Source organism: Parasphingorhabdus flavimaris, assembly GCF_013371215.1.
Taxonomy (GTDB): domain Bacteria; phylum Pseudomonadota; class Alphaproteobacteria; order Sphingomonadales; family Sphingomonadaceae; genus Parasphingorhabdus; species Parasphingorhabdus flavimaris.
In genome coordinates, this window is the sequence record NZ_JABWMH010000002.1 from 80,788 (window position 1) to 107,400 (window position 26,613).

General features: G+C 56.6%; 27 protein-coding genes and 1 other RNA gene. 15 read left to right on the plus strand and 13 right to left on the minus strand.

The window, feature by feature from the left end; translation table 11 throughout:
- Positions 1-62: 62 nt before the first annotated feature.
- The 3 genes from HUO14_RS05100 to HUO14_RS05110 all read left to right on the plus strand — a co-directional run bounded on the left by HUO14_RS05100 (position 63) and on the right by HUO14_RS05110 (position 2,549).
- Positions 63-371, plus strand: a complete 309-nt coding sequence (locus HUO14_RS05100; RefSeq protein ID WP_176278822.1) for a PepSY domain-containing protein — start codon at positions 63-65, stop codon at positions 369-371.
- A gap of 97 nt (positions 372-468) precedes the next feature.
- Positions 469-1,134: a response regulator transcription factor gene (locus tag HUO14_RS05105; protein WP_176278823.1), complete on the plus strand. Its 666-nt coding sequence runs from the start codon at positions 469-471 to the stop codon at positions 1,132-1,134.
- Positions 1,135-1,229: 95 nt separating this feature from the next.
- Positions 1,230-2,549 (plus strand): sensor histidine kinase, encoded by a 1,320-nt coding sequence (locus tag HUO14_RS05110; RefSeq protein ID WP_176278824.1) that lies wholly within the window; start codon positions 1,230-1,232, stop codon positions 2,547-2,549.
- On the opposite strand, the gene HUO14_RS05115 is transcribed toward HUO14_RS05110, so the two are convergent.
- Positions 2,546-2,830 carry a chorismate mutase gene (locus tag HUO14_RS05115; protein WP_176278825.1) on the minus strand — a complete coding sequence of 95 codons (285 nt, stop codon included), beginning with the start codon at positions 2,828-2,830 and terminating at the stop codon, positions 2,546-2,548. The two genes, HUO14_RS05110 and HUO14_RS05115, sit on opposite strands and share 4 nt — an antisense overlap.
- 116 nt (positions 2,831-2,946) lie before the next feature.
- On the opposite strand from HUO14_RS05115, the gene HUO14_RS05120 reads away from it, so the two are divergent.
- Together HUO14_RS05120 and HUO14_RS05125 are read left to right on the plus strand one after the other, a co-directional pair.
- On the plus strand, positions 2,947-3,960 hold the full coding sequence (locus tag HUO14_RS05120) for a polyprenyl synthetase family protein (RefSeq protein ID WP_176278826.1): 1,014 nt from the start codon (positions 2,947-2,949) through the stop codon (positions 3,958-3,960).
- A gap of 24 nt (positions 3,961-3,984) precedes the next feature.
- Positions 3,985-4,263, plus strand: a complete 279-nt coding sequence (locus HUO14_RS05125; protein WP_176278827.1) for an ETC complex I subunit — start codon at positions 3,985-3,987, stop codon at positions 4,261-4,263.
- 35 nt (positions 4,264-4,298) lie between these two features.
- Here the strand turns inward: HUO14_RS05125 and HUO14_RS05130 are convergent, their stop codons facing one another.
- Genes HUO14_RS05130 through HUO14_RS05145 form a run of 4 tightly spaced genes read right to left on the minus strand, consistent with a single transcriptional unit; the run spans position 4,299 to position 6,920 of the window.
- Positions 4,299-4,790 (minus strand): NUDIX hydrolase, encoded by a 492-nt coding sequence (locus HUO14_RS05130; RefSeq protein ID WP_176279486.1) that lies wholly within the window; start codon positions 4,788-4,790, stop codon positions 4,299-4,301.
- A 29-nt stretch (positions 4,791-4,819) separates the two neighbouring features.
- Complete coding sequence (locus HUO14_RS05135) at positions 4,820-5,497, minus strand: TPM domain-containing protein (RefSeq protein WP_176278828.1); 678 nt, start codon at positions 5,495-5,497, stop codon at positions 4,820-4,822.
- Positions 5,497-6,309, minus strand: a complete 813-nt coding sequence (locus tag HUO14_RS05140; protein ID WP_176279487.1) for a TPM domain-containing protein — start codon at positions 6,307-6,309, stop codon at positions 5,497-5,499. Before HUO14_RS05140 ends, HUO14_RS05135 begins: the two co-directional genes overlap by 1 nt.
- A gap of 20 nt (positions 6,310-6,329) precedes the next feature.
- The gene (locus HUO14_RS05145) at positions 6,330-6,920 is read right to left on the minus strand and encodes a LemA family protein (RefSeq protein WP_176278829.1); all 591 of its coding nucleotides are present in this window, start codon (positions 6,918-6,920) and stop codon (positions 6,330-6,332) included.
- A gap of 143 nt (positions 6,921-7,063) precedes the next feature.
- Between HUO14_RS05145 and mscL the strand changes: the two genes are divergently transcribed.
- From mscL to ssrA, 4 genes are all read left to right on the plus strand, one after another.
- Positions 7,064-7,495 carry a large conductance mechanosensitive channel protein MscL gene (gene mscL, locus HUO14_RS05150; RefSeq protein WP_176278830.1) on the plus strand — a complete coding sequence of 144 codons (432 nt, stop codon included), beginning with the start codon at positions 7,064-7,066 and terminating at the stop codon, positions 7,493-7,495.
- A 287-nt stretch (positions 7,496-7,782) separates the two neighbouring features.
- Positions 7,783-8,007: a hypothetical protein gene (locus HUO14_RS05155; RefSeq protein WP_176278831.1), complete on the plus strand. Its 225-nt coding sequence runs from the start codon at positions 7,783-7,785 to the stop codon at positions 8,005-8,007.
- A 159-nt stretch (positions 8,008-8,166) separates the two neighbouring features.
- A complete protein-coding gene (locus tag HUO14_RS05160) occupies positions 8,167-8,433 on the plus strand; it encodes a hypothetical protein (RefSeq protein ID WP_176278832.1) in 267 nt (88 codons plus the stop codon).
- A 69-nt stretch (positions 8,434-8,502) separates the two neighbouring features.
- Positions 8,503-8,855, plus strand: a transfer-messenger RNA (tmRNA) gene (gene ssrA / locus HUO14_RS05165).
- A gap of 114 nt (positions 8,856-8,969) precedes the next feature.
- Here the strand turns inward: ssrA and HUO14_RS05170 are convergent.
- The 4 genes from HUO14_RS05170 to HUO14_RS05185 all read right to left on the minus strand — a co-directional run bounded on the left by HUO14_RS05170 (position 8,970) and on the right by HUO14_RS05185 (position 12,775).
- Entirely contained in the window at positions 8,970-9,200 is a 231-nt protein-coding gene (locus HUO14_RS05170) for a hypothetical protein (protein ID WP_176278833.1), read from the minus strand.
- 100 nt (positions 9,201-9,300) lie between these two features.
- Complete coding sequence (locus tag HUO14_RS05175) at positions 9,301-10,563, minus strand: N-succinylarginine dihydrolase (RefSeq protein ID WP_176278834.1); 1,263 nt, start codon at positions 10,561-10,563, stop codon at positions 9,301-9,303.
- Positions 10,560-11,570, minus strand: coding sequence for an arginine N-succinyltransferase (locus HUO14_RS05180; RefSeq protein ID WP_176278835.1), 1,011 nt, complete (start codon positions 11,568-11,570; stop codon positions 10,560-10,562). Before HUO14_RS05180 ends, HUO14_RS05175 begins: the two co-directional genes overlap by 4 nt.
- Positions 11,567-12,775, minus strand: coding sequence for a hydrolase (locus HUO14_RS05185; RefSeq protein ID WP_176278836.1), 1,209 nt, complete (start codon positions 12,773-12,775; stop codon positions 11,567-11,569). Before HUO14_RS05185 ends, HUO14_RS05180 begins: the two co-directional genes overlap by 4 nt.
- 455 nt (positions 12,776-13,230) lie before the next feature.
- On the opposite strand from HUO14_RS05185, the gene HUO14_RS05190 reads away from it, so the two are divergent.
- Positions 13,231-15,336 (plus strand): malate synthase G, encoded by a 2,106-nt coding sequence (locus HUO14_RS05190; RefSeq protein ID WP_176278837.1) that lies wholly within the window; start codon positions 13,231-13,233, stop codon positions 15,334-15,336.
- On the opposite strand, the gene rsmA is transcribed toward HUO14_RS05190, so the two are convergent.
- From rsmA to HUO14_RS05210, 4 genes are all read right to left on the minus strand, one after another.
- Entirely contained in the window at positions 15,333-16,160 is an 828-nt protein-coding gene (rsmA, locus tag HUO14_RS05195; RefSeq protein ID WP_246255337.1) for a 16S rRNA (adenine(1518)-N(6)/adenine(1519)-N(6))-dimethyltransferase RsmA, read from the minus strand. The two genes, HUO14_RS05190 and rsmA, sit on opposite strands and share 4 nt — an antisense overlap.
- On the minus strand, positions 16,157-17,164 hold the full coding sequence (gene pdxA / locus HUO14_RS05200; RefSeq protein ID WP_176278838.1) for a 4-hydroxythreonine-4-phosphate dehydrogenase PdxA: 1,008 nt from the start codon (positions 17,162-17,164) through the stop codon (positions 16,157-16,159). The genes rsmA and pdxA overlap by 4 nt, the downstream gene beginning before the upstream one ends.
- Complete coding sequence (locus HUO14_RS05205) at positions 17,164-18,513, minus strand: peptidylprolyl isomerase (RefSeq protein WP_246255339.1); 1,350 nt, start codon at positions 18,511-18,513, stop codon at positions 17,164-17,166. The genes pdxA and HUO14_RS05205 overlap by 1 nt, the downstream gene beginning before the upstream one ends.
- Before the next feature lie 113 nt (positions 18,514-18,626).
- A complete protein-coding gene (locus tag HUO14_RS05210) occupies positions 18,627-20,840 on the minus strand; it encodes an LPS-assembly protein LptD (protein WP_176278840.1) in 2,214 nt (737 codons plus the stop codon).
- 268 nt (positions 20,841-21,108) lie between these two features.
- On the opposite strand from HUO14_RS05210, the gene HUO14_RS05215 reads away from it, so the two are divergent.
- The 5 genes from HUO14_RS05215 (at position 21,109) to HUO14_RS05235 (ending at position 26,482) form a co-directional block, all read left to right on the plus strand.
- Entirely contained in the window at positions 21,109-22,566 is a 1,458-nt protein-coding gene (locus HUO14_RS05215) for a leucyl aminopeptidase (protein ID WP_176278841.1), read from the plus strand.
- A 42-nt stretch (positions 22,567-22,608) separates the two neighbouring features.
- Positions 22,609-23,046 (plus strand): DNA polymerase III subunit chi, encoded by a 438-nt coding sequence (locus tag HUO14_RS05220; RefSeq protein WP_176278842.1) that lies wholly within the window; start codon positions 22,609-22,611, stop codon positions 23,044-23,046.
- A 133-nt stretch (positions 23,047-23,179) separates the two neighbouring features.
- Entirely contained in the window at positions 23,180-23,602 is a 423-nt protein-coding gene (gene ndk, locus HUO14_RS05225; protein ID WP_176278843.1) for a nucleoside-diphosphate kinase, read from the plus strand.
- 312 nt (positions 23,603-23,914) lie between these two features.
- Entirely contained in the window at positions 23,915-25,507 is a 1,593-nt protein-coding gene (locus HUO14_RS05230; RefSeq protein ID WP_176278844.1) for an EAL domain-containing protein, read from the plus strand.
- Between the two features lie 393 nt (positions 25,508-25,900).
- Positions 25,901-26,482, plus strand: a complete 582-nt coding sequence (locus HUO14_RS05235; protein WP_246255391.1) for a LuxR C-terminal-related transcriptional regulator — start codon at positions 25,901-25,903, stop codon at positions 26,480-26,482.
- The last annotated feature ends 131 nt before the right edge of the window (positions 26,483-26,613 follow it).

The following is a 26,613-nucleotide window of genomic DNA, read 5'->3' on the forward strand; positions in this document are numbered from 1 at the left end:
CGTCTCTAGCCTGAACCCGCCATTCACCTGATGTTAAAACCGTCGAGCCTAGAAGGATGAGGATGTTTAAGAAAACCACCTTTTTGACCCTTCTGGCGCTCGGCGTAGCCGCTGTAGCGCCGCAAATGGCGTCGTCCAAGGATCGTCGCGGCGAGCAGAACGAGGCGCGGGCACAAATGATGGCGGGCAAGGTGAAGTCGATCCGGTCGATAGAGAACCAGATTTTGCCGAGAATGGCAGGCAGCGAATATATCGGTCCGGAATTCGACCCGAACGCACTGGTTTATCGCCTGAAATTCATCCGCGACGGTCGGGTCCTGTTTGTCGACGTTGACGGCCGGACCGGTGCGATCCTGCGTCAGACCCGCTGATTCCTGTCGGCTATTCCCAATTTCTAAATCATTGTGCGTTTTCGCCATGGTGATATAGGCTATCCCAGATAAAACTGCACTATTTCGGAGGACAAGCATGCGCGTCTTGATCGTTGAAGACGAACCCACGCTGGGGCAACAGCTCAAAGCGACACTGGAAGCCAACGGCTACGCCATTGATCTGTCGACGGACGGCGAGGACGGCCATTTCATGGGCTCGACCGAAGACTATGACGCGGTGATCCTCGATCTCGGCCTGCCCGAGATTGACGGGCTGACCGTGCTCGATCGCTGGCGCAAGGAAGAGCGCAATTTTCCGGTGCTGGTGCTGACCGCCCGGGACAGCTGGTCCGACAAGGTTGCCGGTCTTGATGCCGGTGCCGATGATTATCTCGCAAAACCTTTCCAGACCGAAGAGCTGATCGCCCGCCTGCGCGCGCTCATCCGCCGCGCGTCGGGCAATGCTTCGTCGGAACTCACCGCGGGGGCCGTGCGCCTCGATACGCGGTCGGGCAAGGTTACGCTTGACGGCAGTCCGGTCAAGCTGACGGCACAGGAATATAAGCTTCTGTCCTATCTGATGCACCACAAGGGCAAGGTGGTTTCGCGGACCGAACTGATCGAGCATATTTACGATCAGGATTTCGACCGCGATTCCAACACGATCGAAGTATTCGTCACCCGTATCCGCAAGAAACTCGGCGCGGATGTCATTTCAACCATTCGCGGGCTTGGCTATAGTCTAGAGGATCCTGAAGCCTGAATGAGCCAGCCCAGATAGATCTTCCGGTCGATGACAAGGCGCCGACAACCCGTGATCGACTAGGTACCCGGACCACTGGCTCCCTCGGTCGCCGGATGATCGGGATAGCAGCAGCATGGATTGTGATCCTGCTGTTCGGCGGCGGCTTCGCGCTCGACCGGGTGCTCAACGATGCGGTAACCCGCAATTTCGACAATCAGCTGGAATATGTGCTGACCGCGATGATCGCCTCGGCCGAGATCGGCCCCGATGGAGAGGTATTCCTCAATCGGCCGCTCGGAGACCAACGCTTTCTCGAGCCCAACAGCGGGCTGTACTGGCAGATTAGCGGCAGAGGCCATGACGATTTCCCCTCCCGGTCCCTGTGGGACCGCACGCTGGAATCGAACATTACCCATGATGATCGCGAAACGCATATCTATGACAGCAATCAGTTTGCCGACGAACCGTTGCGGTTGCTCGAGCGCACGATCATTCTGCCCGACTCCGAAACCAAATGGCTGTTTCAGGTCGCGCAAAGCCGCGATGGTCTTGATGCCCAGATCGCCAATATTCGATCGATCCTGATCAACAGCTTTCTGATCCTCGCACTGGGACTGATCGGCATGGCCGCGCTGCAGACGCTCTATGGTCTTTGGCCATTGCGCAAAATCCGGATTGCCATCGCCGCCATGCGGACGGGCCAGCAGCGCCGGGTGGTCGAACCGATGCCCAACGAAGTCACCCCGATGGTCGACGAACTCAACGCCTTGCTCGACCATAATGAAAAACAGGCAGAAGAAGCGCGGCGGCACGCCGGCAATCTGGCCCATGCGTTGAAAACCCCGCTGACGGTGATCATGAACAGCGCGACCGCCAAGGCCGACGACCTGGCCGACACGGTAATCCGCGAAGCCGGCGTGATGCGGCGGCAGGTCGACCATCATCTCGCCCGGGCACGCGCCGTGGGCCGACGCGGCCATGCCCACAGCCGCGCCAAGGTCTGGCAGAGCCTGCAGGCTGTCGAACGCGCAGTCGGACGGCTCTATTCGCACGTCCGGATCGATATTGACGGCGACAAGGATGCGTTTGTCGCGGTCGAGCGGCAGGACCTGGACGAAATGATCGGCAATCTGGTCGAAAATGCCGCGAAATATGGAGGCGGCAGCGTCTTTGTCACGGTTGAAACCGGTGACAGTTTTGTCGAATTGCTGATCGAGGATGACGGCAACGGTATTCCCGAAAAGGATCGCCAGCGCATATTCGACCGCGGCGCGCGTTTGGACAGTGGAAAGCCGGGTACCGGCCTCGGCCTCGCAATCGTCCGGGACGTCGCAGAAATTTACGAGGGATCGGTATCGCTCGAAGAGAGCGAAGATCTTGGTGGGTTGCTGGTGCGGTTGAGATTGCCCAAATGCGAAAGCGTTGAGTCCTAGTCGGCTTCGGCCTTGATCCGTTCGTGATGGCGGATCACTTCATCGATGATGAAGCGCAGGAATTTCTCCGAAAATTCGGGATCGAGATTGGCGTCGCTGGCAAGCTGTCGCAAGCGGGCTATCTGTTCCTGTTCCCGGCCGGCGTCCGCCGGCGGGAGATTATTCTTCGCCTTATACTCGCCAACCGCCTGGGTTACCTTGAATCGCTCGGCCAGCATGAACACCAGTGCTGCGTCGATATTGTTGATGCTTTCGCGAAATTGTTGCAGCTTTTCGTCCATGTCTCGTCGCCTGATTGTCGCCCGCCGCGGATTTGATCCCGGATGTGTGGGATGCAACCGGACTGGTCCTGATTTCACTTGCCTTATCCCTAGTGACTTGCCACATCCGGTGCAACATGTCAGCAACGGTCCATCATCTCGGGCGGGACTCCGCACCTTCGCTAGAACCCATCATGTCACTGGTCGCCAGCGACATGAATCAGGTCAACAGCGTGATTCTGGACCGCATGCAGTCCGAAATTCCTCTTATCCCGGAACTGGCAGGTCATCTGATTGCCGGTGGCGGCAAGCGCATGCGCCCGATGCTGACACTGGCTGCTGCCAAGCTGATCGGCTATGCGGGCACTCGTCACTTCAAGCTCGCGGCGGCGGTCGAGTTTATCCATACCGCGACCCTGCTGCACGATGATGTTGTTGACGGCTCAGACTTGCGGCGCGGCAAGGCTGCTGCAAATCTGATTTTCGGCAATCCCGCCACTGTATTGGTCGGCGATTTCCTGTTCAGCCGTGCCTTTGAACTGATGGTCGAAGACGGCTCCCTCAAGGTATTGAAAATATTATCAAATGCGTCGGCCGTTATCGCCGAAGGGGAGGTCAATCAACTGACCGCCCAGCGCAAGATCGATACCAGCGAAGACCGCTATCTCGATATTATCGGCGCGAAAACCGCCGCATTATTTGCCGCCGCCAGCCGGATATCGGCGGTTGTCGCAGAATGCGATGAAGAGGTCGAGCTGGCGCTGGACAGCTATGGCCGCAATCTCGGCATTGCGTTTCAACTGGTTGACGACGCGATCGACTATAGTTCCGATCGGGAGACCATGGGCAAGGATGCCGGTGACGATTTCCGCGAAGGCAAGGTCACCCTGCCGGTCATTCTGGCTTATGCACGCGGCAGCGAGGAAGATCGCAAATTCTGGAAAGATGCGATCATCGGCCACAAATCCTCGGACGAGGATCTGGGCCGTGCAACCGGATTGCTGCGTTCGACCGGCGCAATTGACGATACAATGTCGCGGGCCCGCCATTACGGCCAGCGGGCGATTGATGCTCTGGGTATTTTTCCTTCCGGCAAAGCCCGGGAAGCAATGACCGAAGCAGTTGAATTTGCCATTTCCCGCGCCTATTGAGGCGTTTCAGGACAGGAACGAAACATGGCTGCACGAATCTATCAAATTCCCAGAAACGCAATGCAGTCGGGCAGGGCCCTGACCGACAAATGGGTATTGGAGTTTGAACCGTCAGAGCCCCGCAAGCCCGACCCTCTGACCGGTTGGGCCGGGTCTGGCGATACCCAGCGGCAGGTTGAGCTGCACTTCGACAGCTGCGATGCTGCAAAGGCTTATGCCGACAAGCACGCGATTGCCTATGCGATCATTCCAACGCCGCACAAGACCTTGAAGATTCAGGCTTACGCGGACAATTTCCGCTAATCAGGCGTTTCCCTCGCGTGGCGCCTCCAGGTTGCCTATGAAAATGGGAAAAACAACAGGAGTTTGACGTCGATCGCAAGACCGGCCTGGCGTTTGGTTGCGATGAAATCACCCAGTTCGGTCAATGCCACGCGGTGAACGGTGATATCCTCTCCGTCAGTTCCGCCGCCATCGCCGACTTTTGTCAGTCCGCTGGCCTTGAACAGCGAAAAGCTTTCCGACACCATTCCCGGTGATGAATAAAATTCTCCGCAATTCTCGATTGTTGCAGCGCGATAGCCGGTTTCTTCTTCCAGCTCGCGAACCGCAGCAAGCGAGGCGTCTTCATCGGGATTATCATCATGGTCGCCGACCAGTCCGGCCGGGAGCTCGATGCAGGATTTGCCAAGCGGCACGCGATATTGCTCGACCAGAAGCACATGCCCTTCGTCGATCGCCAGAATCACCGCAGCCCGGATACCGCGACTGCGGGACACATATTCCCACTTGCCTTCGCGCTTGGCCGTGATGAAGCGGCCTTCCCACATGATCTCGGTCTTTGCGGCCTTTTCGGTGCTCAAAGTTCAATCAGCCGGTCGGGTAGCTCGTTCGGGTTCTGATCGGTCTTGGGGAAATGCTCGGCCAGTACAAGACCCATTTGCCGTACCGCTTCGGCCATGCCTTCGCCCGGCGTGCCGGCTCGCACCAGATCAATCATCGCAACCATTGCATCGCCCCAGATGACGGGCTCTACTTTCGCGACAATGGCTTCGTCGGCCACGATTTCCGCCCGATGTTCGCGCATCGATAGATAAAGCAGGATGCCGGTGCGACCGACGGTCCGGTGATCGGTCGACACCCGGAACAGGGATATCGCACGTTTGCGTACCCGCGCTTTTTTGATCGGGGGTGGAATCAGTAGGAAAAGCAAAGGCTTCCACACCAGAATCAGCCGCGTGCCGAAAAATTTCAGCGCGGTAAATATAAACAGGGTCCAATAGGGGAGGGCAGTGATCCCGCTCCAGCCGTCGGCCAGCCAGTCAATTATGCCCAGATAGATTTCCGGGAACAGGCTGATGACCAGCAAGGCCGTCAGCGCCACCAGACCGGATATGGCCCAGGCGACATCGCCATAATGGTCGGATTCACCGGTCACGATGGTGACGATCTCTCCGTCGGTGCTCTTTTCAGCGAGCGAAACGGCGGACGTGACGATCTTGTGATCGTCCGGTGTAAACTGATTCACTTTGCTCATTACCAGCCCCCCGATGCGCCGCCGCCGCCAAAGCTGCCGCCGCCTCCGCCGAAACTGCCGCCCCCGAAACCGCCACCGCCGCCGAAGCCGCTGCTACCGCTGCTGCCACCGCCCCAACCGGATCCGCCGCCCCAGATAACCACGGGACCGGCTCCGTGGCGATAGCGTTTGCCACCGCGGTTGGAGAACATCGGAATGAGAACAAAGAAAACCAAAACGAAAATCCAGAAAACCGCCAGGCCGATATTATCGCCATCACCCTTTCCGGCATGCTGGCTGGCCTGCTGGGCAATTGCGCGTGCCTCTTCTTCCGGCAGAACCAGCTGGTTCGATATCCGGTCCACGCCGGCAATAATGCCGCCGGCCATATCGTTGTTGCGAAACTGGGGCAGGATGTCATTCTGGATGATCATGCTCGACAGCGCATCGGTCATGATGCCTTCCAGCCCATAGCCGACCTCGACGCGCACCTTGCGTTCGTTGGGCGCGACCAGAAGGACTAGGCCATTATCCTTCTCGGTCTCGCCTTTCCCGTCCTGTCCGATGCCCCATGTGCGACCAAGCTGATAGCCATAGTCGGCGATATCATAGCCTTCGAGGCTGTTGACCGTCGCAACCACAAGCTGGCGGTTCGACTGGGTCTCCAGCGCCGCAAGCTTCGCGGTGAGCTCAGATTCCTGTGCAGGATTGAGCAGATCCGCCTGGTCGACCACGCGGCCGGTCAGTTCCGGAAAGCTTTGGGCAAAAGCCGGGCTGGTGACCGCCAGAAAGGCGATCACCAGGCCGACAATGACCGTCTTGACGGGCCGCATGGATATAGGAGCAGCCACTTCTAGAATTTCACTTCAGGAGCTTCGTCCGCGCCTTCTGTGGTTGCGGCAAAAGGTTCCATCGGCTCGGCACCGTGGATGATCTTTGCGCCGATGATATCGGGGAAGGTGCGGATCGTCGTATTATATTCGCGGACCGCTTCGTTATAATCGCGGCGGGCGACATTGATCCGGTTTTCCGTGCCTTCCAGCTGGCTTTGCAGCGCGAGGAAATTCTGATTGGATTTAAGATCGGGATAAGCTTCGACCGTCGCCATCAAGCGTCCCAGGCCCTGTGACAGCGCGCCTTGCGCAGCTGCAAATTCCTGAACCTTCGCGGGATCGCCAAGATCATCGGCACTAAGCTGGATGGACGTTGCTTTTGCCCGGGCTTCGACCACGGCGGTCAGGGTATCCTGTTCCTGGGTCGCAAAGCCTTTCACGGTTTCGACAAGATTGGGGATGAGATCGGCACGGCGCTGATAGGTGCTTTCGACGTCCGCCCATTTGGCTTTCGCATTTTCTTCCGCCGTCGGCACGCTGTTGATTCCGCAGGCGCTCAGCGACAGGGCCACGGCCGGCACCACCAGAATTTTGATCAGTTTATTCAGCATGTTTGAAATCCCTCCATCCACACGGCGAAACGCCGTTATAGTTTGTAAAAATAGGTATCAATCGACGCTTTTGCAACGACTTCGCTCGACTATTGCGAATTTTTCACCCATTTACACGCCTTTATAAATGGATGGGAAGTGATATGTTAAACGAGTTTAGGGACTTTATTTTGAAGGGCAACGTGCTCGATCTGGCGGTGGCGGTGATTATCGGAGCGGCTTTCGCGACGATTACCACGTCCCTGACCGAAGATGTCATCATGCCGATAGTTAGCGCCATTTTCGGCGCTCCCGATTTCTCCACGATGTTTCTGCTGCTTGGTTCTCCGCCTGCTGATTATGCCGGTACGATGACCGACTATGCTGCGCTGAAGGAAGCGGGCGTACCGATGCTAGGCTGGGGCCAGTTCCTGACCGTGGTGATCAACTTCGTCATTCTGGCGTTCATTATCTTCATGATCGTCCGCTACGCGACAAGGGTGATGAAAAAATCGGAAGCCGAAGCAGAAGCGGTTGATACCGGCCCCAGCGAAATTGATCTGTTGATCGAAATCCGGGACAGCCTCAAAAAATAACAACAAAATCAGCCATTCGGGATGGCGATTATCGCCCCTTTTGCCGCGTGATTTGCCTGGTGCAAAACATGCTGTGCGAGAGGGGCGATTTTCTTTGCCCCGAGAATCGCCGAATTCGCATCGAAAAACCGCTGAAAACCCCCGCGATCTAAAAAATAATCGTTATATTATAATAGGATAATCGCGGTCATCATTTTTTAAGATACAAGAATATTTTTCGCTCTTATAGGCCCGCTCAGCTGGTTTGATTCTCAGCTGATTTGAACGACTATAGGGGACTAATTATTATGCGTAAATTCGCTGTTTTGGCTGCATCTGCAGCCGTATTCGCTTTGAGTGCCTGCAATGCTCCAGCTGAAGAAGCTGCAGTAACTGAAGAAGTTGCGACCGAAGAAGTTGTACCTGCTGAAGACGCTATGGTTGCTGAAGAAGTTGCACCGGTAGCTGAAGAAGCAACCGCTGAAGCTGCTCCTGCAGACGAAGCTGCTGCACCTGCAGAAGTTACCGAGTAAGCCTAGACTATCTGAAATTCCCTTGGGGGAACTAGAGGAGGGTCAACCGGGAAACCGGTTGGCCCTTTTTTTGTTGGACGATCGGGAACCATTTCATCGCAGGCTAGTTGATGTCCTCGAGGGGCCTTTTTTGCTCCTTCTAATTGACGAGGGAATAATATGCGTAAGATGATGATTTTGACCGCTACTTCGGCTGCCTTGGCGCTCAGCGCCTGTGCACAGGAAGACACCAGCGGCGCGGAAACCGAAACCGAAGTTCAGGCTCAGGAAGCTGAAATGGAAGCAGACCGTCTCGACGAAGCTGCTGACAACGCGACCACCGAAGCCGGCGAAGAAATGATGGAAGACAAGGCTGAAGCCATGGAAGACAAGGCTGATGCCCTGGAAGACAAAGCTGACGCTGAAGAAGGCGTTCTCGCCCAGTAATCACGAATTCCCTTTGGGGAACTAGAGGAGGGTCAACCGGGAGACCGGTTGGCCCTTTTTCTTGTCTGTGCACTGTTCATTCAGAATTATCTCCCTATATAGGCACTGTCCGTTTCGGCGGACTATGGTGATAAATGATGGCGTGTAATAGACACTACGGACCCGGGGGCAGTACCCGGCGGCTCCACCATTTCAGGCGATTTGCAGCGATGCGGGACGCCTTTGTTGATGGGGCCGAATTAGGATCGACGGGTGTTCAAAGGCGTTGTTTTTGCCCGGCCTGAGTATGCCGTGATTGCTCAAAACCTATAAGTGCAAACGATAATGAAGCACTCGCTATCGCTGCCTAACCCAATGACCTCACGGTCATAAGTTAGAAAGCTACGCGCGGTTGAACCCACCGGGCAACAGAAGGGAATTCAGCGGTTTGGAAGGCACCGGGCAACAGAAGCCTTCCACCTTTTCTGACAGCGAATGAAAATAATCGGGATGTGCCGGGAAGCTTGCGCCAGCGTTGCGGGCTGTCTGCCCCGCGATCAATATTCGGTGCCGTAAACCCGGTGCAGTTCGATGGCTTCGATCATTTTCGCGCCCGCCATGAAAACAGCGCCGGTCGCCGCGAGAAACAGCATTTTTCCGCCCCAGCCGGGATATTGGATCAAATAGTCCTGACCACGGGCAACGGCGCCGGTGGCAAGGGCATAGGTGATGAGGAACGCCTCGAACTTGGTCTTGATGATGAACAGGCGTTTGAATTTTTTCCACATGCCATATCAGTAGCAAACCCCGTGCCAATCGCAGAAATGCGACGTTTCTTCAGGTATAATATAGTAAACTGTAAGTTAATCCGACAATTGAAGGAATTTGCTAGTCGTCGAGCGCTGACAATCCGCAAATCTCGAGCAGTCTGGTTCGGGCTGTAGTCACCGTTGTGACCAGCGCCGGATCGGACAGCTGATCCGGACTGATGGCCTCTGGCCAGTTTTTTTCCACCACTGCAGCAATCTGGTCGAGCTTTTCGGGTGTAGCCATGAAGCGCCGGTCCACGGTCGCGGGGTCGGCGACGACCCGCAGCCGCAGGCAGGCAGGTCCGCCGCCATTGGCCATAGACTGCCTGACATCCACCGGGCAGAGCTGGCGGATCGGGCCGTTGCCGGCGACCAGCTCGGTCAGATAGTTCCAGACCGCATCATTGTCGCGTGCTTCGGTCGGCAGGATCAGCGCCATCCCGTCCCCGCCCGGAAGTGTCACCAGTTGGGCATTGAAAAGATAGGATTTAATCGCGTCTTCCAGGCCGATGTTGCTGGCCGGAACGATGACAATTTCTGCGTCAGGCATGCGTTTGCGGATCGCGTCATAAACCGCCTCGGGCTGTTCGAAGGCCTGTTCATGGGTGAACAGAACCCGCTCGTTGGCCACCGCCACGACATCATTGTGAAACGCACCCGCCGCTATGGCGATTTCGGCCTGCTGCGCGAAAATCACGCGATCCAGGCCCAGGCCATGGATCCGCGCTACCGCCTTGCTCGCCTCGATATGCTGGCGGGCGGGAAAGGGGCCGCCGCTCTTGCCGTAGACAAATATCTCGACACCGGCCGCATCATGGGTGGAGCACAAGCGCATATGATTGGCAGCGCCTTCATCGCCGAAGGGCGATGGGACCGGCGCGTGGACCGCGAAATATTCGCGATTGGCAAAGGCCATCTGCAATTGCGCCAGTGTCCCGGGCCATTCGTGGCTGCGGTGCGGCATGGTTTGCAGATTGGCGACGGTGAGATGGCATTTTCCGTCGGGAGCATCGGGCGCGGGCGAAACGGTTGCGGCATTGGCGGCCCACATCGAGGATGCGGAAAAGGACGCGGCGCGCAGATGCGGTTCGGAGCCATCGATGGTCGTGCCCAGGCTTTCAAGCCAGCCGATATTCGGCCGGCCCAGCGGCATGAAAAACCCCTGTGCCAGCCCCAGACCGAGGTTGTGGCGCATCTTGGCGATGCCCTGCAAGGCCGCTTCGCGTGGATAGGCCGTTTCACCGGCATTGGTCGAGGAAGCGATATTGCCGACGCTCAGGCCGGCATAATTGTGGCTCGGCCCGATAATGCCGTCAAAATTGATCTCGACCAGCTTGCTCATCGCGGAATATACCCGATTTCGTCCCCGACCGAGAGGCCGATATTGGCCGCGGCCTGTTCGTCGATCATGACGCCGTCGTCTTGCTCGCTCAACATGGCATAGGTCGCCTGAAAGTCGCTGAGCTTGCCGTGTGAAATGATCACCTTCGTGTCGCCTTTGCCGAGAGCGCTGATCCTGGCCGATTTCGCATTGCGGACGCTGGTCACATCATCGGTCTTGGCGATCATCGTCGGGCCACCGTCAAAAATATCGACATAGCCGTCATAGGAGAAGTTCTCGTTCTCCAGCATTCGCATGGCGGCACGGCCATTGGGATGAGGGACACCGATGGCGGCCCGCGCGGATTCGCTGAGCATGGCGGTATAGATCGGGTGCTTGGGCATCAGATCGGCGATGAACTGGTTGCCGTGAATGGCATTGAAATAGTCGGCTTCCTGAAAACTCATGCCGAAGAAGCGACCGGCGAGACCGTCCCAGAAGGGCGAACCGCCGGCTTCGTCGATAATCCCGCGCAGCTCGGCAAAAATCTTGTCGCCGAAGCGGTCGCGATGTTCCTTGATGAACAGGTAGCGGCTGCGGGCCAGCAACATGCCAAGGCCACCGGCGCGTTCGCCCGGGTGCAGGAAAAGACCGCCGACTTCGCTTGCCCCCTCCAGATCGGTGACCAGGCTGAGCATCTGGGCGCTGAACGTCCGGTCGAGTTCCTTGCTGGTCTGCGAAAGGGTGCTGAGGCGATAGGAATAGAAGGGCCAGGTCTGTCCGACCTTGGTGAACAGTTGCGAGGTACCGCGCACCGCGCCGGTTTCGACATTTTCCAGCACCATGACAAACAGATCATCGCCCTGCACATTGCTGTTGCTCTGATAGGCACGATCCGACCGCTCGAGCTTTTTGGTGAGTGAATCCCGGTCGGCCGGCAGGTTGGTAAATCCGCCGCCGGTCAGTTTCGCCATTTCGTAAAGATGCTGCAGATCGTCGACCCGCGCTGCGCGTATCCGGAAACTCATAATCCTCCCTTTTCGGCAATCCGCATGATCGTCAGTGCCGATAATTGTGTCCGTTCGACCAGACTTTCTATTATCATATATTCGTCGGAACTGTGAATTGCTCCGCCTCTGACGCCCATAGTATCCACGACCGGAACACCGCAAGCGGCGATATTATTGCCGTCGCAAACCCCGCCGGTGCCGCGCCAGTTGATATCAAGACCCAGATCCGCGCCGCATTGTTTGACCAGACCGAAAAGCTTCTGCGCCTGGGCATCAATCGGTTTCGGCGGGCGGCCAAAACCGCCGTGGCAATGGACGTCGAGATCATGCTCCTGGGCGATATCTGCGACCATCTGGTCCAGTGCCTGTTGTGCCATGGCCTGATCTTCCAGTGTTTTGGGCCGGAAGTTAACCCGCAATATAGCGTGTTCGGGAACCGAATTATTCGGCCCGCCACCATCGATTTTTGCCGGATTGACGCTCAGCCCCTCGCGGTGCAGCTCTTTCAGTCGCACAGCCATATCCGCCGCTGCGACCAGTGCGTTGCGTCCCTCATCCGGATTGCGTCCGGCATGCGCGCTCTTGCCGGTAAAGATGACCGAGAAATTGCCGCTGCCGCCGCGTTCGCCGGCCAGTGTGCCGTCGGGCAGGGCGGGTTCATAGGTCAGCGCGGCGGTCTTGCCTTCCGCCAGCCGCCTGATCAGCGCTGCGGACGATCCGGAGCCCACTTCCTCGTCGCTGTTGATCATCACTTCATAGCCGATCCGGCTGGTATATTCGCTCTGCTCGAGCAATTGCAGCGCGCCGAGCATGACCGATATCCCGCCTTTCATATCGGCAAGACCGGGGCCGTTCAACACGCCGCTTTCCAGTTCGACAATCTGCTGGAACGGGTGATCCGCCGCAAATACGGTATCCATATGACCGGTCAGCAGAAGGCGGACCGGCGCGTCCGGACGAACCGAAGTCACCAGATGTTGGCCGCGCCGGATCTGATCAACATGGCCGTCAGCGCGGACCGCTTCGACCGTTTCAGCATCGATCAGCCTTGTATCGCCCGGCAAAACGGAAAAGGCGTCTGCCAGCATGGCTGCGACGCTTGCCAGACCGTCGAGATTGGTTGTGCCGCTATTGACCTTCGCCCATTCGAGCGTGCGCGGCAAAAGCGGCAAGTCGTTTGCTTTTTCCAATATTGCTTTCACGGAGGAGGAATCTGCTTTCATTTGAAACCGATAGCATTTGTCGTGAGTCCATGCCAGTCGCTCTGTCACAGGAAAATGCTGTCTTACAAGGGGCGAGGCTATTATCATCGCGATATGAGCCAGCAGTGGTCACAGGCCCTCGTTACCAATGGAGTATACCCTATGGACAAAAGCAGCAGCCGAACCGAACCGTCATTTGTGATCAATCGACAAGATAGAAGAAAAACTGTGGAATTACAGTATAATTTTACAGATTGCTCATAAAAATTCTGCGAAGAATAAAAAATTTTCATAACTGTGTAAAGTTTGTAAAGTTCATCTCCGGGAATATCCTTTTTCGCCGCTCTGGTTGTCCATCCCATTTACAGGGCGAAAAAGAGCCGTCATAGACGGCAGCGATTCCTCCCCGGAACAATTTGAACGGCCCCGGCGTAGATTCTATGCTGCGGGTAAATGCATTTGAACGAGGAATTATCATGTCCGAATATGTCAGTCAGAACCAAATCCAGATCGCGCGGGAGCTGTTTGACTTTGTCAACGATCGCGCCTTGTCGGGAACCGGAGTGGATCCGGCAGAATTCTGGGCCGGATTTGCCGAACTGCTGGGCAAGTTTGCGCCGCGTAATGCGGAATTGCTCGCCAAGCGCGAAGATATTCAGGCGCAAATTGACAGCTGGCATATTGACCACAAGGGTCAGCCGATTGATCAGACCGAATATCAAGAGTTTCTGAAAAACATCGGCTATCTTGTTGAGGAACCAGCCGCTTTTTCGATCACTACGGAGAATGTCGATCCCGAAATCGCGACCATGGCCGGACCGCAACTGGTGGTGCCCTCGCTCAACGATCGTTTTGTCCTGAACGCGGCAAACGCGCGCTGGGGCAGCCTTTATGATGCATTTTACGGCACCGATGCTCTCGACGCGCCGCCGGCAAAGCCCGGCGGCTATGATCCGGAACGCGGCGCTGCTGTTATCAAGGCGGCCAAGGCCTTTCTGGACGAAACCTTTCCGCTGTCGAGCGGATCATGGACCGACTATGCCGGCGGTGAAATCGGTCTGGCCGAACCTTCGCAGCTGGTTGGCCGCAATGGCCAGTCGCTTCTGCTCAAGCATAACGGACTGCACGCGGAAGTTGTCATCGATCCTGCCCACCCCATCGGCAAGGATGATCCCGCCAATATTGCCGATGTTCTGATGGAAGCGGCATTGACCACGATCATCGACATGGAAGATTCAGTCGCGGCGGTGGATGCCGAAGACAAGACACTGGCCTATGCAAACTGGCTCGGCCTGATGCGCGGCGATCTCGATGCGTCCTTCGAAAAGGGCGGCAAGTTGGTCGAACGCAAGGCCAATCCGGATCGCGACTATGTCGATCCCGACGGCAAGCCATTCACTCTGCCGGGCCGCAGCCTGATGTTTGTCCGCAATGTCGGGCATCTGATGACCAACCCCGCGGTGTTGCTTGCTGACGGTTCGGAAGCGCCGGAAGGCCTGCTCGACGGTGTGTTCACCAGCCTGATCGCGATGCACGATATCAAGGGACTGGGCGAATTGCGCAACAGCCGCGCCGGTTCCATCTACATCGTGAAGCCGAAGATGCACGGGCCGGAAGAATGCGGCTTCACCAATGATCTGTTCGATGCCGTCGAAGATCTGCTGGGCCTCGACCGCAATACGCTGAAGGTTGGCGTGATGGACGAGGAACGCCGTACGTCCGCCAATCTCGCGGCCTGTATCCATGCGGTGAAGGACAGGGTCGTGTTCATCAACACCGGTTTCCTCGACCGGACAGGTGACGAAATCCACACCTCCATGCAGGCGGGCGCGATGCTGGCCAAGGGTGATATCAAGAAAAGCGACTGGATCACCGCCTATGAACAGCGCAACGTCGCCATCGGCCTGGCTTGCGGCATGTCCGGCAAAGCGCAGATCGGCAAGGGCATGTGGGCCGCGCCCGACATGATGGCCGACATGATGGAGCAGAAAATCGGCCATCCGATGACCGGCGCCAACACCGCCTGGGTACCCAGCCCGACGGCTGCGACGTTGCACGCGATCCACTATCACCGGGTCAATGTGTTCGACCGGCAGAAAGAGGTCACAGCGGACGGCATAGCGCCGCTCGACAAATTGCTGAGCGTGCCGCTGGCGGACGGCCACAACTGGTCGGACGCGGAAATCGAGCATGAGCTGGACAACAACGCACAGGGCATCTTGGGCTATGTCGTGCGCTGGATCGATCAGGGAATCGGCTGTTCCAAGGTGCCCGACATCAATGATGTCGGCCTGATGGAAGACCGCGCCACCCTGCGGATATCATCCCAGCATATGGCCAATTGGATGCTGCACGGCGTCTGTTCGGCCGAACAGGTCGATGCGGCCCTGTTACGGATGGCGGCCAAGGTGGACGCGCAGAATGCGGGCGATCCGCTCTACCGTCCCATGGCCCCCGATCCCGATAGCAGTCTGGCGTTTCAGGCAGCGCGTGATCTGGTGTTCAAGGGCGTCGAGCAGCCGAGCGGCTATACCGAGCCGTTGCTGCATGCCTATCGGCGGAAGCTGAAGGCGGCCGGCTAGGAGAGCAGTCTGGCGAGTTCGACGAACTCGGATACCGCGAGTGTTTCGGGCCGGCGCTGGCTGTCGATGCCGGCCTGCTCGAGCGCTTCGAGACCGCCGGGCAGTTTCTTGAGGCTTTGCCGGAGCATCTTGCGTCTCTGGCTGAATGCGGTTTGCGTCAGGATCTCGAGCTTGGCGAAATCGACCCCTTCGGGCTGGGCCGTAGGAACGATATGGACCACCGCCGACATGACCTTCGGCGGCGGCGTGAAGGCCGAGCGGTGGACGGTCATCGCGAGCTTCGCGGTGCTGCGCCACTGGGCGAGGATCGACAGGCGGCCATAGGCGCTGGACCCCGGCTGGGCGACGATCCGGTCGGCGACCTCGCGCTGGAACATCAGGGTGAGCGACTGCCACTGCGGCGGCCATTGCGGTGCCGACAGCCATTTGACCAGCAGCGCCGACCCGACATTATAGGGCAGGTTGGACAGGATATGGAACGGACCGTCGAACAGGCTGCCATGGTCCAGCGCCAGCGCATCCTCGTTGATCAGCGTCAGCTTGCCGGGGAAATGGTCTGCAAGTTCGGACAGGGCGGGCAGGCAGCGTTCATCCCGTTCCACTGCGGTCACCTTCGCACCGGCCTGTAACAGGGCGCGGGTCAGGCCACCGGGACCGGGGCCGACTTCGAAGACGGACTGGTCGTCGAGACTACCGGGGACGGCAGCGATCCGGTCGAGAAGCTGCATGTCGAACAGGAAATTCTGGCCCAGCGCCTTGCTCGCGGTCAGACCATGTTTCTTGATCACCTCCCGCAGCGGGGGCAGGGCAACAGGCTGATTCAATGGTCGTGGATCTGTCGGTTGGCGACGGCGGTGGCAGCCATCTGGATTGCCGCCATCATCGATCGCGGGTCGGCGATGCCTTGTCCCGCAATATTGAACGCGGTGCCGTGATCGGGAGAGGTCCTGACTATCGGAAGGCCGAGGGTTATATTGACCCCGTCAAAGAAATGCAGGGTCTTCAAGGGTATCAATGCCTGATCATGATATGGGCAGAGCGCCACGTCATATTTGATCCGTGCCTCTTCGTGGAACATTGTGTCGGCCGGCATCGGATCGGTGATGTCCATTCCATCCAGACGAAGCTCGTCAATCGCCGGCTGCATGATCCGTTGTTCTTCATCGCCCAGATTGCCGTTCTCGCCCGCATGCGGGTTGAGTCCGGAGATCGCGATGCGCGGTTTCTCGATACCGAAATTGCGGATCATGGCCTTCTCCGCTGCGCGGGCGCGGGCAATGATGAGCGGTGCGGTCAAATGTTCGGCGACCTCTTTCAGTGCGATATGGGTGGTCATTGGGACGACCCGCAAGGATGGCCCCGCTAGCATCATCACGGCATTTTCCCTGGCTATCCCACAGCGCTCGGAAACAAACTCCGTCTGGCCCGGATAGCGGAAGCCGACCTTGTAAAGCTGGGTTTTGGAGACAGGCGCGGTGATGATCGCCCCGGCGTCTCCGGAACGTGCCAGCCCGCAGGCAATCTCCAGCGCGTGCAGAGAACATTGCGCACCGTCCATGGTAGTTTCGCCGGGAATCGCGGCAGCTGCTTCATGGATATGGAATACCGGCAATGCTTCATCAAAAACATCGCTTGCCTGCATCGGCTGTTCGATTTTCCGAACCGGAATCCCGGCAAGATTATCAAAGTCGGCAAAATTCCCGATGGCAAAAAATGGCTTCAGCCCGGCTTCTGCGCGCCGTTGCCAGCTTTTACCGATAATTTCCGGCCCCACTCCAGCCGGGTCGCCACAGGATATGGCAAATGGTTTGGCGGTCCACTCCGCCATTAATTATATTCGATGATGGCATCGCGTCGCAGATCACGCAGATAAATCTGGGCGCGTTTGTTGACACGGTCATTTTCCAAACGGGACATGATTGCATCAAAAGATGGCGCGGAAGCCGACTGCGGATCATCGCGTCCGCATAGAATGAGCACGCGAACGCCGTCTTCTACCGAACCAAATGGCTGGCTTGCCTGACCGATTTGCAGTTCCGCAATCGTTCCCTGCAAGGCGGCAGGAAGGTCGCGAAGCCGCACTTGATCGTTGTCGACTACGCTGGCACCCAGTTGCGCGGCAACTTCATTGGCGGCACCGCAGCCCTTGATGCTTTGTGTAGCCGTAGCAAATTTTTCTGCTCGTGCAGCTGCTTGTGACTCCGTCGTACCGGGTGGAAAGCTTATCGCAAGTTGCTTGAGGCTGAGCAGTGCGTTGCGAGGGTCAGCCGTCAACACCTGACGAGAGTCGATCAGGTAAAGGATCGAAAAGCCGCCTGGAACATCGATTGGTCCCACGACCTGTCCAACCTGCATCTGCTCGGCAGCATCAGCGAGGGTTTGCGGCAACTGGGCCGGGCGAACCCAACCGAGATCGCCGCCGGTCGCTGCGGTAGATGCTTCTGAAAACTGTCGGGCATAGGCAACAAAGGATCCGCCGGCGCGAATCTGTTCCAGTATCTTGCGCATATTCTCGGCCACTTGCGGCGCGGTTTCCTGAGACGCCGACATGTAGATTTCACCGATACGAAACTCGCTGGTCCCCTTGGAGGCGTTCAAGCGCTCGATGATGGCGTTGACCTCTTCATCGCCGACATTGATGAACGGCTGGATGTTGCGGCGAAGCAAGCGGTTCCAAGCCAATTCACCTTTGATCTGGCGTTTCAGCGTATCGGTGGAAGAACCTTGAGTCCGGAGATATTGATCGAATGCGTCGATATCCTGTTTGAAATTCTGCTGGGCTACCTGGCGGAAGGTCGATTCGACTTCCTCTGCACTGATGGAAATTTCATTGGCCTCGGCCTCCTGAATTTGTAGCGTCTCATCGATCAGGTTTCTCAACACCTGAAGCCGCAGCCGCTGCTTTTCCTCGTCGGATACTTCGCCGCCATTGGCAGCGACGATCAAGGCGAGACGGTGGCTGACATCGGTGCCGGTGATGATGTCCCCGTTGACGATCGCCGTCGCACGGCGAACATTGGGGTCATTCTTGCCGAATATTGTCAATTCGTCGGGTATGTTCAGGCCTGTCTGCGGCACCGAAGCGTCCGGGACCGTTTGGCTGACCGAAGGCGATGCTCCCGCAACGGCAAGCGCCGCAATCAACGTCGTCTTGGTCTTGAAACCCTGAATTCTCATATTCAATAAGTTCATTTCTTGTATCTTCTCAACTACTAAGAGTAAATTTCATGCATCAGATACCAATTATCTGCTGAACCCAATATGAGCGGGTTAACCCGTTAGGAAATCCTCTACACGCCCAGATTGCGCAAGGCCAGCCGGAACAGAAAAGTACTGCCGCGCCGCGCGTCTCCCGTGTCTTCATAGTCGTAACGCCATGTCACGCCCATGGAAAGACAGCCGTCGTCATAGGCCACACCGAGCCGGTGTCTTACCGGTTCATAACCGTCAGCCACCGAGATTGGGTCCTCGCTACGATCGGTCAAGTCGATGATCGCTGAGCCAAAAACGGACCAGTATTGATCGATCTGATAGCGGCCGCCCAAGCGTATTTCTTCTCGGTCCCTGAGGTCCTCCAGCTCTGCGCCGATATTGCGGTTCAGGCGCAAATAACCGATTTGCGCATAAGTGCCCTTGGTGCCAATAGTCGCGTCGATTTCGTTGCGCCGTGCGGCAAGATTATCCTTGTCCAGCCGGAATCGGTGGGTAAATTTTACGATATCCTTGAACCGCACATTGGTACGACCGACGATATCGGAAAAACGATCGGAAAGGCCTGTGCCCTCCGGAACGATATTATTGTTATTCTCCAGCCGATAGCTCTGGCCGACGATCATGTTTACCTGCAGGTCGGGACGGTTGATTTCCCATTCCAGTCCATAGGTGGCGCGAACATTATCCTCATAACGATCGTAACCGGGAAAACGGTTGAGCGCGAAAAGGTTGCTGTCTTCCAGATCAACCGCGCGTGCGTCCTCGTTGGGAACCGACAGATTGGCAAGGCCCGGGGATGCCACAACCTGGAAGCGCGGCGTGATCGTCTGTGTGCCACCAAAGGCTTCCCCGATGAATGGCCATTTGACATCGACCGCAGCCGTCGCAATGGCGCGTGTCTGCCAGCCGGACTGGCCGCGATAAATGGCGGTCTCGTTGAGCGCATTGTCATCACTATGATAAACGTCGCCGCGCACGTAACCGGTGAGGGTGATTTCCTGTCCCCAGTCGGTGAGCTTTCTCAAATCCCATCGTGCCGATCCGAATGCACGTTGCGTATCCTGACCTTCGCTTCGCCCGATCGCGAGACTGTTGGCCTGGAGTTGCAGTCGTCCGCCAAGGATCGGGTCGTTGAACCGTTTGCGATAGTCGATCACCGGCAGTGCGACCGGAACGCGGTTTTGCGGATCGTTCACCCGCAATGTCTGAAAGGCCCATCCGGCCAGGGAGAAATAGCTGCTATCGCTGATCCGCTCCAGATTGATCGTCGAACGGAGGCTGTCATCGTCGCTTATATCGTAACGCCTCAGAAACGTCCGATCTGACGCGATGCGGGCCGATTGTGAGACAGACCATTTGTCGTCGAGCCGAAATCGCCCGTTGGTTGCAAAATAGCCACGAAAGTCACTCTCGGCATCCGGCGAAATCTGAGAGGCCCCCGTCGGAATGCGCGAGCCATAAGTTGCATATCCGGTCAGCTGGAATGCGCCTTTATCGTCAAGACTGCGAAAATTGCCGCTGAACAGCGGTGCGACGTCCGTGAATATCTGTGCGGTAACCGTGGCATCCTGATTGGGTGCAATGCTAAAATAATAAGGTACAGTCACGCCAAGGCCATTTACCGTATCCAGTTTCACGTCTGGAACCAGAAGGCCACTGCGATTTTCGTCACTGATCGGATGGGACAGTCCGGGCAGGGGAATGACAGGCAGTCCGAATATCTCGATCCTGGCGCCTTCGTATTTCACGCGCTTCTGAACCGGATCATAGATCACTTTCACGGCCTTGATCTGCCAGCTTGGACTCTTGGGGCACCCGTCCTCTGTGGTGACCGCACAAGCGGTATAGGCTGCATTATGCAAGGCCAGCGAACCGTCGGCAAACCGTTCGCTTCTGTTTGCGGCCAATCGGCTGCCATCTTCGAGCACGAGCAGCAGATTGTCCACGGCACCATCGCGCAGGCTATCGGTCAGTTCGATCCGGTCGCCATAAGCCACGTCACCATCGGGACTGGTAGACCGGATATTGCCTTCCGCCACAACCATGCCGGTTTTCCGGTTCCACACAACTTCATTGGCGCGCAATTTATAGCCATCGCGATTGAGGATTACATCTCCCGATGCGGTGACAATATCGTTCTCGAAATCATAGTCGATCGTATCGGCCTTGAATTCGATCTCATCCCGTTGCTGGTCCGGCGCGGCGGCGGCATCGTTTTGTGATTGAGCCGTCGCCGCAGTCGGCATCGCAGCAGCCAGAAATAAGGTAAAAAGGGCGGGGGAAGATTTCATCGACTGGGTTAACCTACTATTTAGCCCCACATTGGACAGTTGTTATTGTCGCTCCGTCCAGCTTTCCAATGCCTATTGCACCAGTTCGCCTCGTCTGCAAATTTTCTTTGCCAGTTTCTGATGAACAGTGACTTGACCAGAAAACCCATACCGTGCAGCAACGTGCCCAATCGTGATAAACGCTGGTCCATCGACCGACGAGTCGGACTGACCAGCGATCCATTGAGGCTATCGACCTCTCACAACAGAAAATAGGGACAGTTTCCAGATGAATTTCAATTTTGCCGATGAACGACCCGCAGACGCTGATGCGATCATATTTGCTATCAATACGGACGGGCTAAACGATTTTGAGCTTAAGCTGGAGCAAGCTAAGACGGTTAAAGCGGCAGCAAAAGCGGCGCGGTTCGACGGAAAGCCGGGCGAGGTATTTGAAATCTTTGTAACCGAGGCGGGTAATGTCTTGCGGGTGGTTTTGGCGGGCCTGGGCAAAGGCAAAGCGAAGGACGCAGAGACTGCCGGTGGTTCGGCGATCGCCAAAATCCTCGCATCCGGTGCCAAACATGTCGCCGTAGATCCTTCCGGTCTGAACAAGGAGCATCTGGCTCGGCTGCTCTTCGGTGCAAAATTGCGCAGCTGGCGGCATGATAAATATCGGACGACCATGCCGGAAAAGCAGAAGGTAACCCTGACCAAGATCACTGTGCTTGATCAGGATCTGGAAACCGCCAAGGCTTGGCAGGATCTTTCTGCCGTGGCTGACGGGGTTGCACTGACTCGCGAACTCGTCGCGGAACCGGCAAACGCTATCTATCCTGAAAGCTTTGTGGCCCGTTGCGAAGAATTGAAAGAGCTGGGTGTTGAATTCACGGTTCTTGGCTGGGACGAAATGGAAAAACTCGGCATGGGCGCTTTGCTTGGCGTATCCCAGGGCTCCGAGCGTCCTCCGCGGTTGCTCGCGATGCGCTGGGACGGCACCAATGGTGCCCAGAAGACACCGCTTGCCCTAGTCGGCAAGGGTGTCACCTTCGACACCGGCGGTATTTCGCTCAAACCAGGCGCCGGTATGGAAGAAATGAAATGGGACATGGGCGGCGCTGGTGCCGTTGCCGGAACCATGAAAGCACTGGCTGGTCGCAAGGCCAAGGCGCATGTCGTCGGCGTTTGCGGACTGGTTGAAAATATGCCGGACGGCAAGGCACAGCGCCCCGGTGACGTTGTCACCAGCATGAATGGGCAGACCATCGAAGTAATCAACACCGACGCAGAAGGCCGGCTGGTGTTGTGCGACGCGATGCACTGGACACAAGAAACATTCAAACCGGAAGTGCTGATAGATCTCGCAACGCTGACCGGTGCGATGATTATCGCGCTGGGTAATGAACATGCCGGCTGCTTCAGCAATGATGATGATCTGGCTGAAGATTTGATCGACGCAGGCAAGGATTCGGGCGACCCCCTGTGGCGGCTCCCCGTTGGCCCGGCTTATGACAAGCTGATCAATTCGCCGATTGCCGACATGAAAAATGTCGGACCGCGCGGTGCCGGATCGATAACCGCAGCGCAATTCCTGAAGCGGTTCGTCAAGGATGGCGTGAAATGGGCGCATCTTGATATTGCGGGCATGGTCTGGGCGGACAAGCCCAGCGCGGTCTGGGACAAAGGCGCAACCGGCTATGGCGTGCGTCTGCTCAACCAATATGTCGCAGACCATTTCGAGGATTGATCTTGTTGCAATCGAGCGGAACTCTCAACCGAAGGTGCCGCGGTGCGTGTTGACTTTTATCACCTGACCCGTGATCCGGCGGAAAAGCTGGTGCCGATGCTGGCTAGCAAGTCGCTGGACGTTGGCAAAAGAATATTGCTGCTGGCTTCGGACGAGAGAAGTTGTGTCGCGCTCGGTAACGCTTTGTGGAGCGACGAGCCGGCCAGCTTCCTCGCGCATGACTTCTCCGGATCAGAGCGGCAGGCAGATCAGCCGATCCTGATTTCCGATCAGTGCGAACCTTTTAATGGAGCGACCTATATCATTCTGTCCGACGGCATGTGGCGAGACGAGGCGCTGGATTTTGAACGCGCATTTTTCCTGTTTTCGGCCGAGCAGATCGATCATGCACGTTCGGTCTGGCGACAATTGATGGCCAATGATGTCGTTACCCCGCGCTACTGGAAGCAGGACGGCGGCCGCTGGGTCGAAGGCCCCTGAATGTAGCACTGGGGCATGGATCGCAGGCTTCCTTTAACAAGCGCGCAATCGATCATCGAAAACTTGCCATGCTGCAGTGCAGCGGCTAAGGGCTGCGCGACCTCACAATATCCCCGATCTATGGAGTATTATCATGGCCGTGACACGGACATTTTCAATCATTAAACCTGACGCCACCCGTCGCAATATCACTGGTGCTGTCACCAAGATGCTGGAAGAAGCCGGACTGCGCGTCGTCGCGTCCAAGCGTATCCACATGAGCAAAGAACAAGCCGAAGGCTTTTACGCGGTTCACAAGGAACGTCCTTTCTTCGGCGAACTGGTCGACTTCATGATCAGCGGCCCTTGCGTCGTGCAAGTTCTCGAAGGCGAGAATGCAATGCAGGCCAACCGCGACATCATGGGCGCGACCAATCCTGCTGATGCTGCTCCGGGTACGATCCGCAAGGAACTGGCCGAAAGCCTCGAAGCCAACACCGTCCACGGCAGCGACAGCGAAGAAAATGCGGCGATCGAAATCGCCTATTTCTTCAATGACGACGAAATCGTCGGCTAATCCCGACGCTATTTTGGACGCCTCAAGACGCCCGGTTGCAAATATCGCGACCGGGCGTTTTTTGTTGGGTAATAGCGGTTTCGTTGGCAGGAATGCGTCTCCCAACGCCACTTCCGATATATTCAAGAACTGTCGCAGCCAACGCGCCCTCCGGCCCCTCATCGAACAGAAGTCATGCCGGCCTGTTCAGGCTGGTGAATATTGCCTTAATCATATTGAAACCGTGTCCGGATAAGATGTGCTTCTTTGGCAGGATGTGTGGACATGCAAGTAGCCGGGTCGTTCGATTTAAATTCAGAGCACAAACCAAATGTGCTGAATATTGTTGCGCTATGTGGTGCCATTGCGGTGTTTGTTGGTTTGAGTAGTTGGCTGTTGCCGATCGCGACCGCAAAAATATTCGGTGCGCCGATCATTCTGGATAATAGCCTCAGCGCGGCGCTTCTCCTCAACATCGCTCTGATATTGCTTATCTGGCGAGGATCGCACGCGCTCTCGCGGCAGACACAGGCCGCTGTTGAAGCGCAGCGCACAGTCGATATCGTTGCGGTCAGGGATTATGCTACCGGCCTTTTGAACCGCCCGGGCATATCCACCAAAATTGGACAGAAATTGCGGCTGGGTGAGAATATTTCCCTGATAAATCTGGATCTCGACAATTTCAAAAAGGTCAATGATCTGTACGGGCACTTGGCCGGAGACGAATTGCTCACGGCTGTGGCCGAGCGCCTTGTGCGGGCTACACCTGATGATGCGGAGTGCGCGCGGCTTGGAGGGGACGAGTTTGCAATATTGCTTTGCGGAGAAGCGGCCAACCGGAAAAAGGCAATCGCGATAGCCAAGAAAATCCGGAAAGCCCTCTGGAAAACCACATCGGTTGGGGCAGGCACAACGAAGATCAGTGCTTCCATGGGCATCTATGCAGAAATCGAGGGCGGCTCGAGCATTGCGGATGTATTCCGGCGCAGCGATATCGCAATGTACCAAGCGAAAAAGGCGGGAGGCGAGCGAATTTTCTGCTTCGAGGCCAATATGGAAGCCGAAGTCAAGCATCGCTACAAAATGGAATCCGAAATCAGGGCAGGCATCCCCAGGCAGGAATTCGTTCCGTTCTATCAACCACAATATGGTATCCGGGAATCCAACCTCGTCGGATTTGAAGTTTTGGCGCGATGGAAACACCCGAGCGGCATATTGATCGAACCGACGGATTTTATACCGCTCGCCGAAGACACCGGATTGATTTCGGCGCTGTCTTTTTCGGTTATGCGTCAGGCATTCATCGACGCGAAGGATTGGGACCATTCGCTCGTTTTGGCGGTAAACATATCACCTGTGCAGTTGATTGATCCAACGCTGGACAAGCGGATCATGAAGCTTCTGGCCGAGACCGGTTTCCCGGCTCAACGGCTCGAACTGGAGATCACGGAAAGCAGCCTGCTGGAAGATACGCCGCAAGTGCTCAGCACGATTACAAGCCTGAAGGCATTGGGCGTCAGAATTTCGCTCGACGATTTCGGAACGGGCTATTCCGCGATGACTCAGTTGAAAGCCTTCCCGTTCGACCGGATCAAAATTGACCGTAGCTTCGTATACTCGATGCTCGACAATGGCGAAAGTGCCGCGATTGTGAATTCGATTACATCTCTTGCGGCATCATTGGACGTTCCGATCACGGCTGAAGGGATCGAGTCTGACGAAATGAGAGCCTATCTCGATAATATCGGCTGCACCGACGGACAGGGCTGGCTCTACGGACATCCGACATCCAAGGAAGACTTGATGAAGTTGCTCCCGCAGATCACCTTGCCCGCCCGCGAAGCGGAAGACGATCGCAGCGAAAAAAGCACAAAAGCCGTCCCGAGCCAGAATAGTCTCGAGAAGTTAGAGAGAAAAGCGGGCTGACAGGGCTTCCACGCGACGCCACAACGAATATGCGGTTGATCTGCAAACCAGTTTTCGTCTGGCCGACAAGACTCCTTATGATGCGAAGAAGTCCGCTCGGAACCAACTGCGTTTTGCCTCACCCATCAAGCCAGACCAGACCGCTGCGTGAATTTCTCTGCGCAGTCTGGCCCTTTCGTCGCCATTCGCCAGATTTGGCAATGGAATGCGTCATTTTATCCGACCACTATTAGCCCGCTGGTTGCTCGAGACCAAAGATATGAAACGGGTCGTCTCTACTGCTTGCCTTGAACCGTGAAAGTCGAGTAGCTTGGCCGGATGGATCGCGAGAAAAATGACAGCATTGAAAGCCAGCTAGAGGTCTCCGCGTCGGAATTGCCGAAGGCTTCGGTCATGGCTCTGATCGAGAATAGCCCGATAGCCTCGGTCGTTAGCAATCCTCGTTTGCCTGATAATCCGATTGTCGCTGTAAATGAGGCTTTTATCCAGCTAACCGGATATGACAGCGAGTTCATTGTCGGTCGCAATTGCCGGTTTCTCGCGGGCGAGGCGACCGAGCCGTGGCTGACCGAAGAAATCCGGCGCGGCGTGCAGCAACGCAAGTCGGTATTGGTCGAGATACTGAATTACAAGAAAGACGGCACGCCATTCCAGAATGCAGTGCTGGTAGCTCCCTTGTTTGACGAGGAAGGCGAGCTGGAATATTTTCTCGGATCGCAGGTGGAAATCGATGCCGATTCGCCGAGCCTTGCCAAGGCCCGGCGAATGCGGGCGGTTGCGATTGTCAAAGACCTGTCGAAGCGGCAGCGCGAAGTGCTGCAATATATCGCCAAGGGCCTGCTCAACAAGCAGATCGCTTATGAACTCGGTCTCAGCGAGCGGACGATCAAAATGCATCGTTCGATTCTGATGCAGCGGCTCGAGGTGCCGAGCGCCGCCGACATGGTGCGTTTGGCGGTCGAAGCGGGAATGTAGGCCCTACCAGCATACGGTCCAAGGGCCGTATCGCTCTGGCGCCAGACCCGGGCTAATCACAAAATTGTATTGCGGGTTGGGGCTTTTTTTTAATCTCAAACCGGGTCGCACTTATTTTTGGGCAGCAGATA

Bases quoted from the DNA above. Each gene is read 5' to 3' on its own strand.
- HUO14_RS05100 (WP_176278822.1), top strand. From the start codon at position 63: ATGTTTAAGAAAACCACCTTTTTGACCCTTCTGGCGCTCGGCGTAGCC.
- HUO14_RS05105 (WP_176278823.1), top strand. From the start codon at position 469: ATGCGCGTCTTGATCGTTGAAGACGAACCCACGCTGGGGCAACAGCTC.
- HUO14_RS05110 (WP_176278824.1), top strand. From the start codon at position 1,230: ATGATCGGGATAGCAGCAGCATGGATTGTGATCCTGCTGTTCGGCGGC.
- HUO14_RS05115 (WP_176278825.1), bottom strand. From the start codon at position 2,830: ATGGACGAAAAGCTGCAACAATTTCGCGAAAGCATCAACAATATCGAC.
- HUO14_RS05120 (WP_176278826.1), top strand. From the start codon at position 2,947: ATGTCAGCAACGGTCCATCATCTCGGGCGGGACTCCGCACCTTCGCTA.
- HUO14_RS05125 (WP_176278827.1), top strand. From the start codon at position 3,985: ATGGCTGCACGAATCTATCAAATTCCCAGAAACGCAATGCAGTCGGGC.
- HUO14_RS05130 (WP_176279486.1), bottom strand. From the start codon at position 4,790: ATGTGGGAAGGCCGCTTCATCACGGCCAAGCGCGAAGGCAAGTGGGAA.
- HUO14_RS05135 (WP_176278828.1), bottom strand. From the start codon at position 5,497: ATGAGCAAAGTGAATCAGTTTACACCGGACGATCACAAGATCGTCACG.
- HUO14_RS05140 (WP_176279487.1), bottom strand. From the start codon at position 6,309: ATGCGGCCCGTCAAGACGGTCATTGTCGGCCTGGTGATCGCCTTTCTG.
- HUO14_RS05145 (WP_176278829.1), bottom strand. From the start codon at position 6,920: ATGCTGAATAAACTGATCAAAATTCTGGTGGTGCCGGCCGTGGCCCTG.
- mscL (WP_176278830.1), top strand. From the start codon at position 7,064: ATGTTAAACGAGTTTAGGGACTTTATTTTGAAGGGCAACGTGCTCGAT.
- HUO14_RS05155 (WP_176278831.1), top strand. From the start codon at position 7,783: ATGCGTAAATTCGCTGTTTTGGCTGCATCTGCAGCCGTATTCGCTTTG.
- HUO14_RS05160 (WP_176278832.1), top strand. From the start codon at position 8,167: ATGCGTAAGATGATGATTTTGACCGCTACTTCGGCTGCCTTGGCGCTC.
- HUO14_RS05170 (WP_176278833.1), bottom strand. From the start codon at position 9,200: ATGTGGAAAAAATTCAAACGCCTGTTCATCATCAAGACCAAGTTCGAG.
- HUO14_RS05175 (WP_176278834.1), bottom strand. From the start codon at position 10,563: ATGAGCAAGCTGGTCGAGATCAATTTTGACGGCATTATCGGGCCGAGC.
- HUO14_RS05180 (WP_176278835.1), bottom strand. From the start codon at position 11,570: ATGAGTTTCCGGATACGCGCAGCGCGGGTCGACGATCTGCAGCATCTT.
- HUO14_RS05185 (WP_176278836.1), bottom strand. From the start codon at position 12,775: ATGAAAGCAGATTCCTCCTCCGTGAAAGCAATATTGGAAAAAGCAAAC.
- HUO14_RS05190 (WP_176278837.1), top strand. From the start codon at position 13,231: ATGTCCGAATATGTCAGTCAGAACCAAATCCAGATCGCGCGGGAGCTG.
- pdxA (WP_176278838.1), bottom strand. From the start codon at position 17,164: ATGGCGGAGTGGACCGCCAAACCATTTGCCATATCCTGTGGCGACCCG.
- HUO14_RS05205 (WP_246255339.1), bottom strand. From the start codon at position 18,513: ATGAGAATTCAGGGTTTCAAGACCAAGACGACGTTGATTGCGGCGCTT.
- HUO14_RS05210 (WP_176278840.1), bottom strand. From the start codon at position 20,840: ATGAAATCTTCCCCCGCCCTTTTTACCTTATTTCTGGCTGCTGCGATG.
- HUO14_RS05215 (WP_176278841.1), top strand. From the start codon at position 21,109: ATGAATTTCAATTTTGCCGATGAACGACCCGCAGACGCTGATGCGATC.
- ndk (WP_176278843.1), top strand. From the start codon at position 23,180: ATGGCCGTGACACGGACATTTTCAATCATTAAACCTGACGCCACCCGT.
- HUO14_RS05235 (WP_246255391.1), top strand. From the start codon at position 25,901: ATGGCTCTGATCGAGAATAGCCCGATAGCCTCGGTCGTTAGCAATCCT.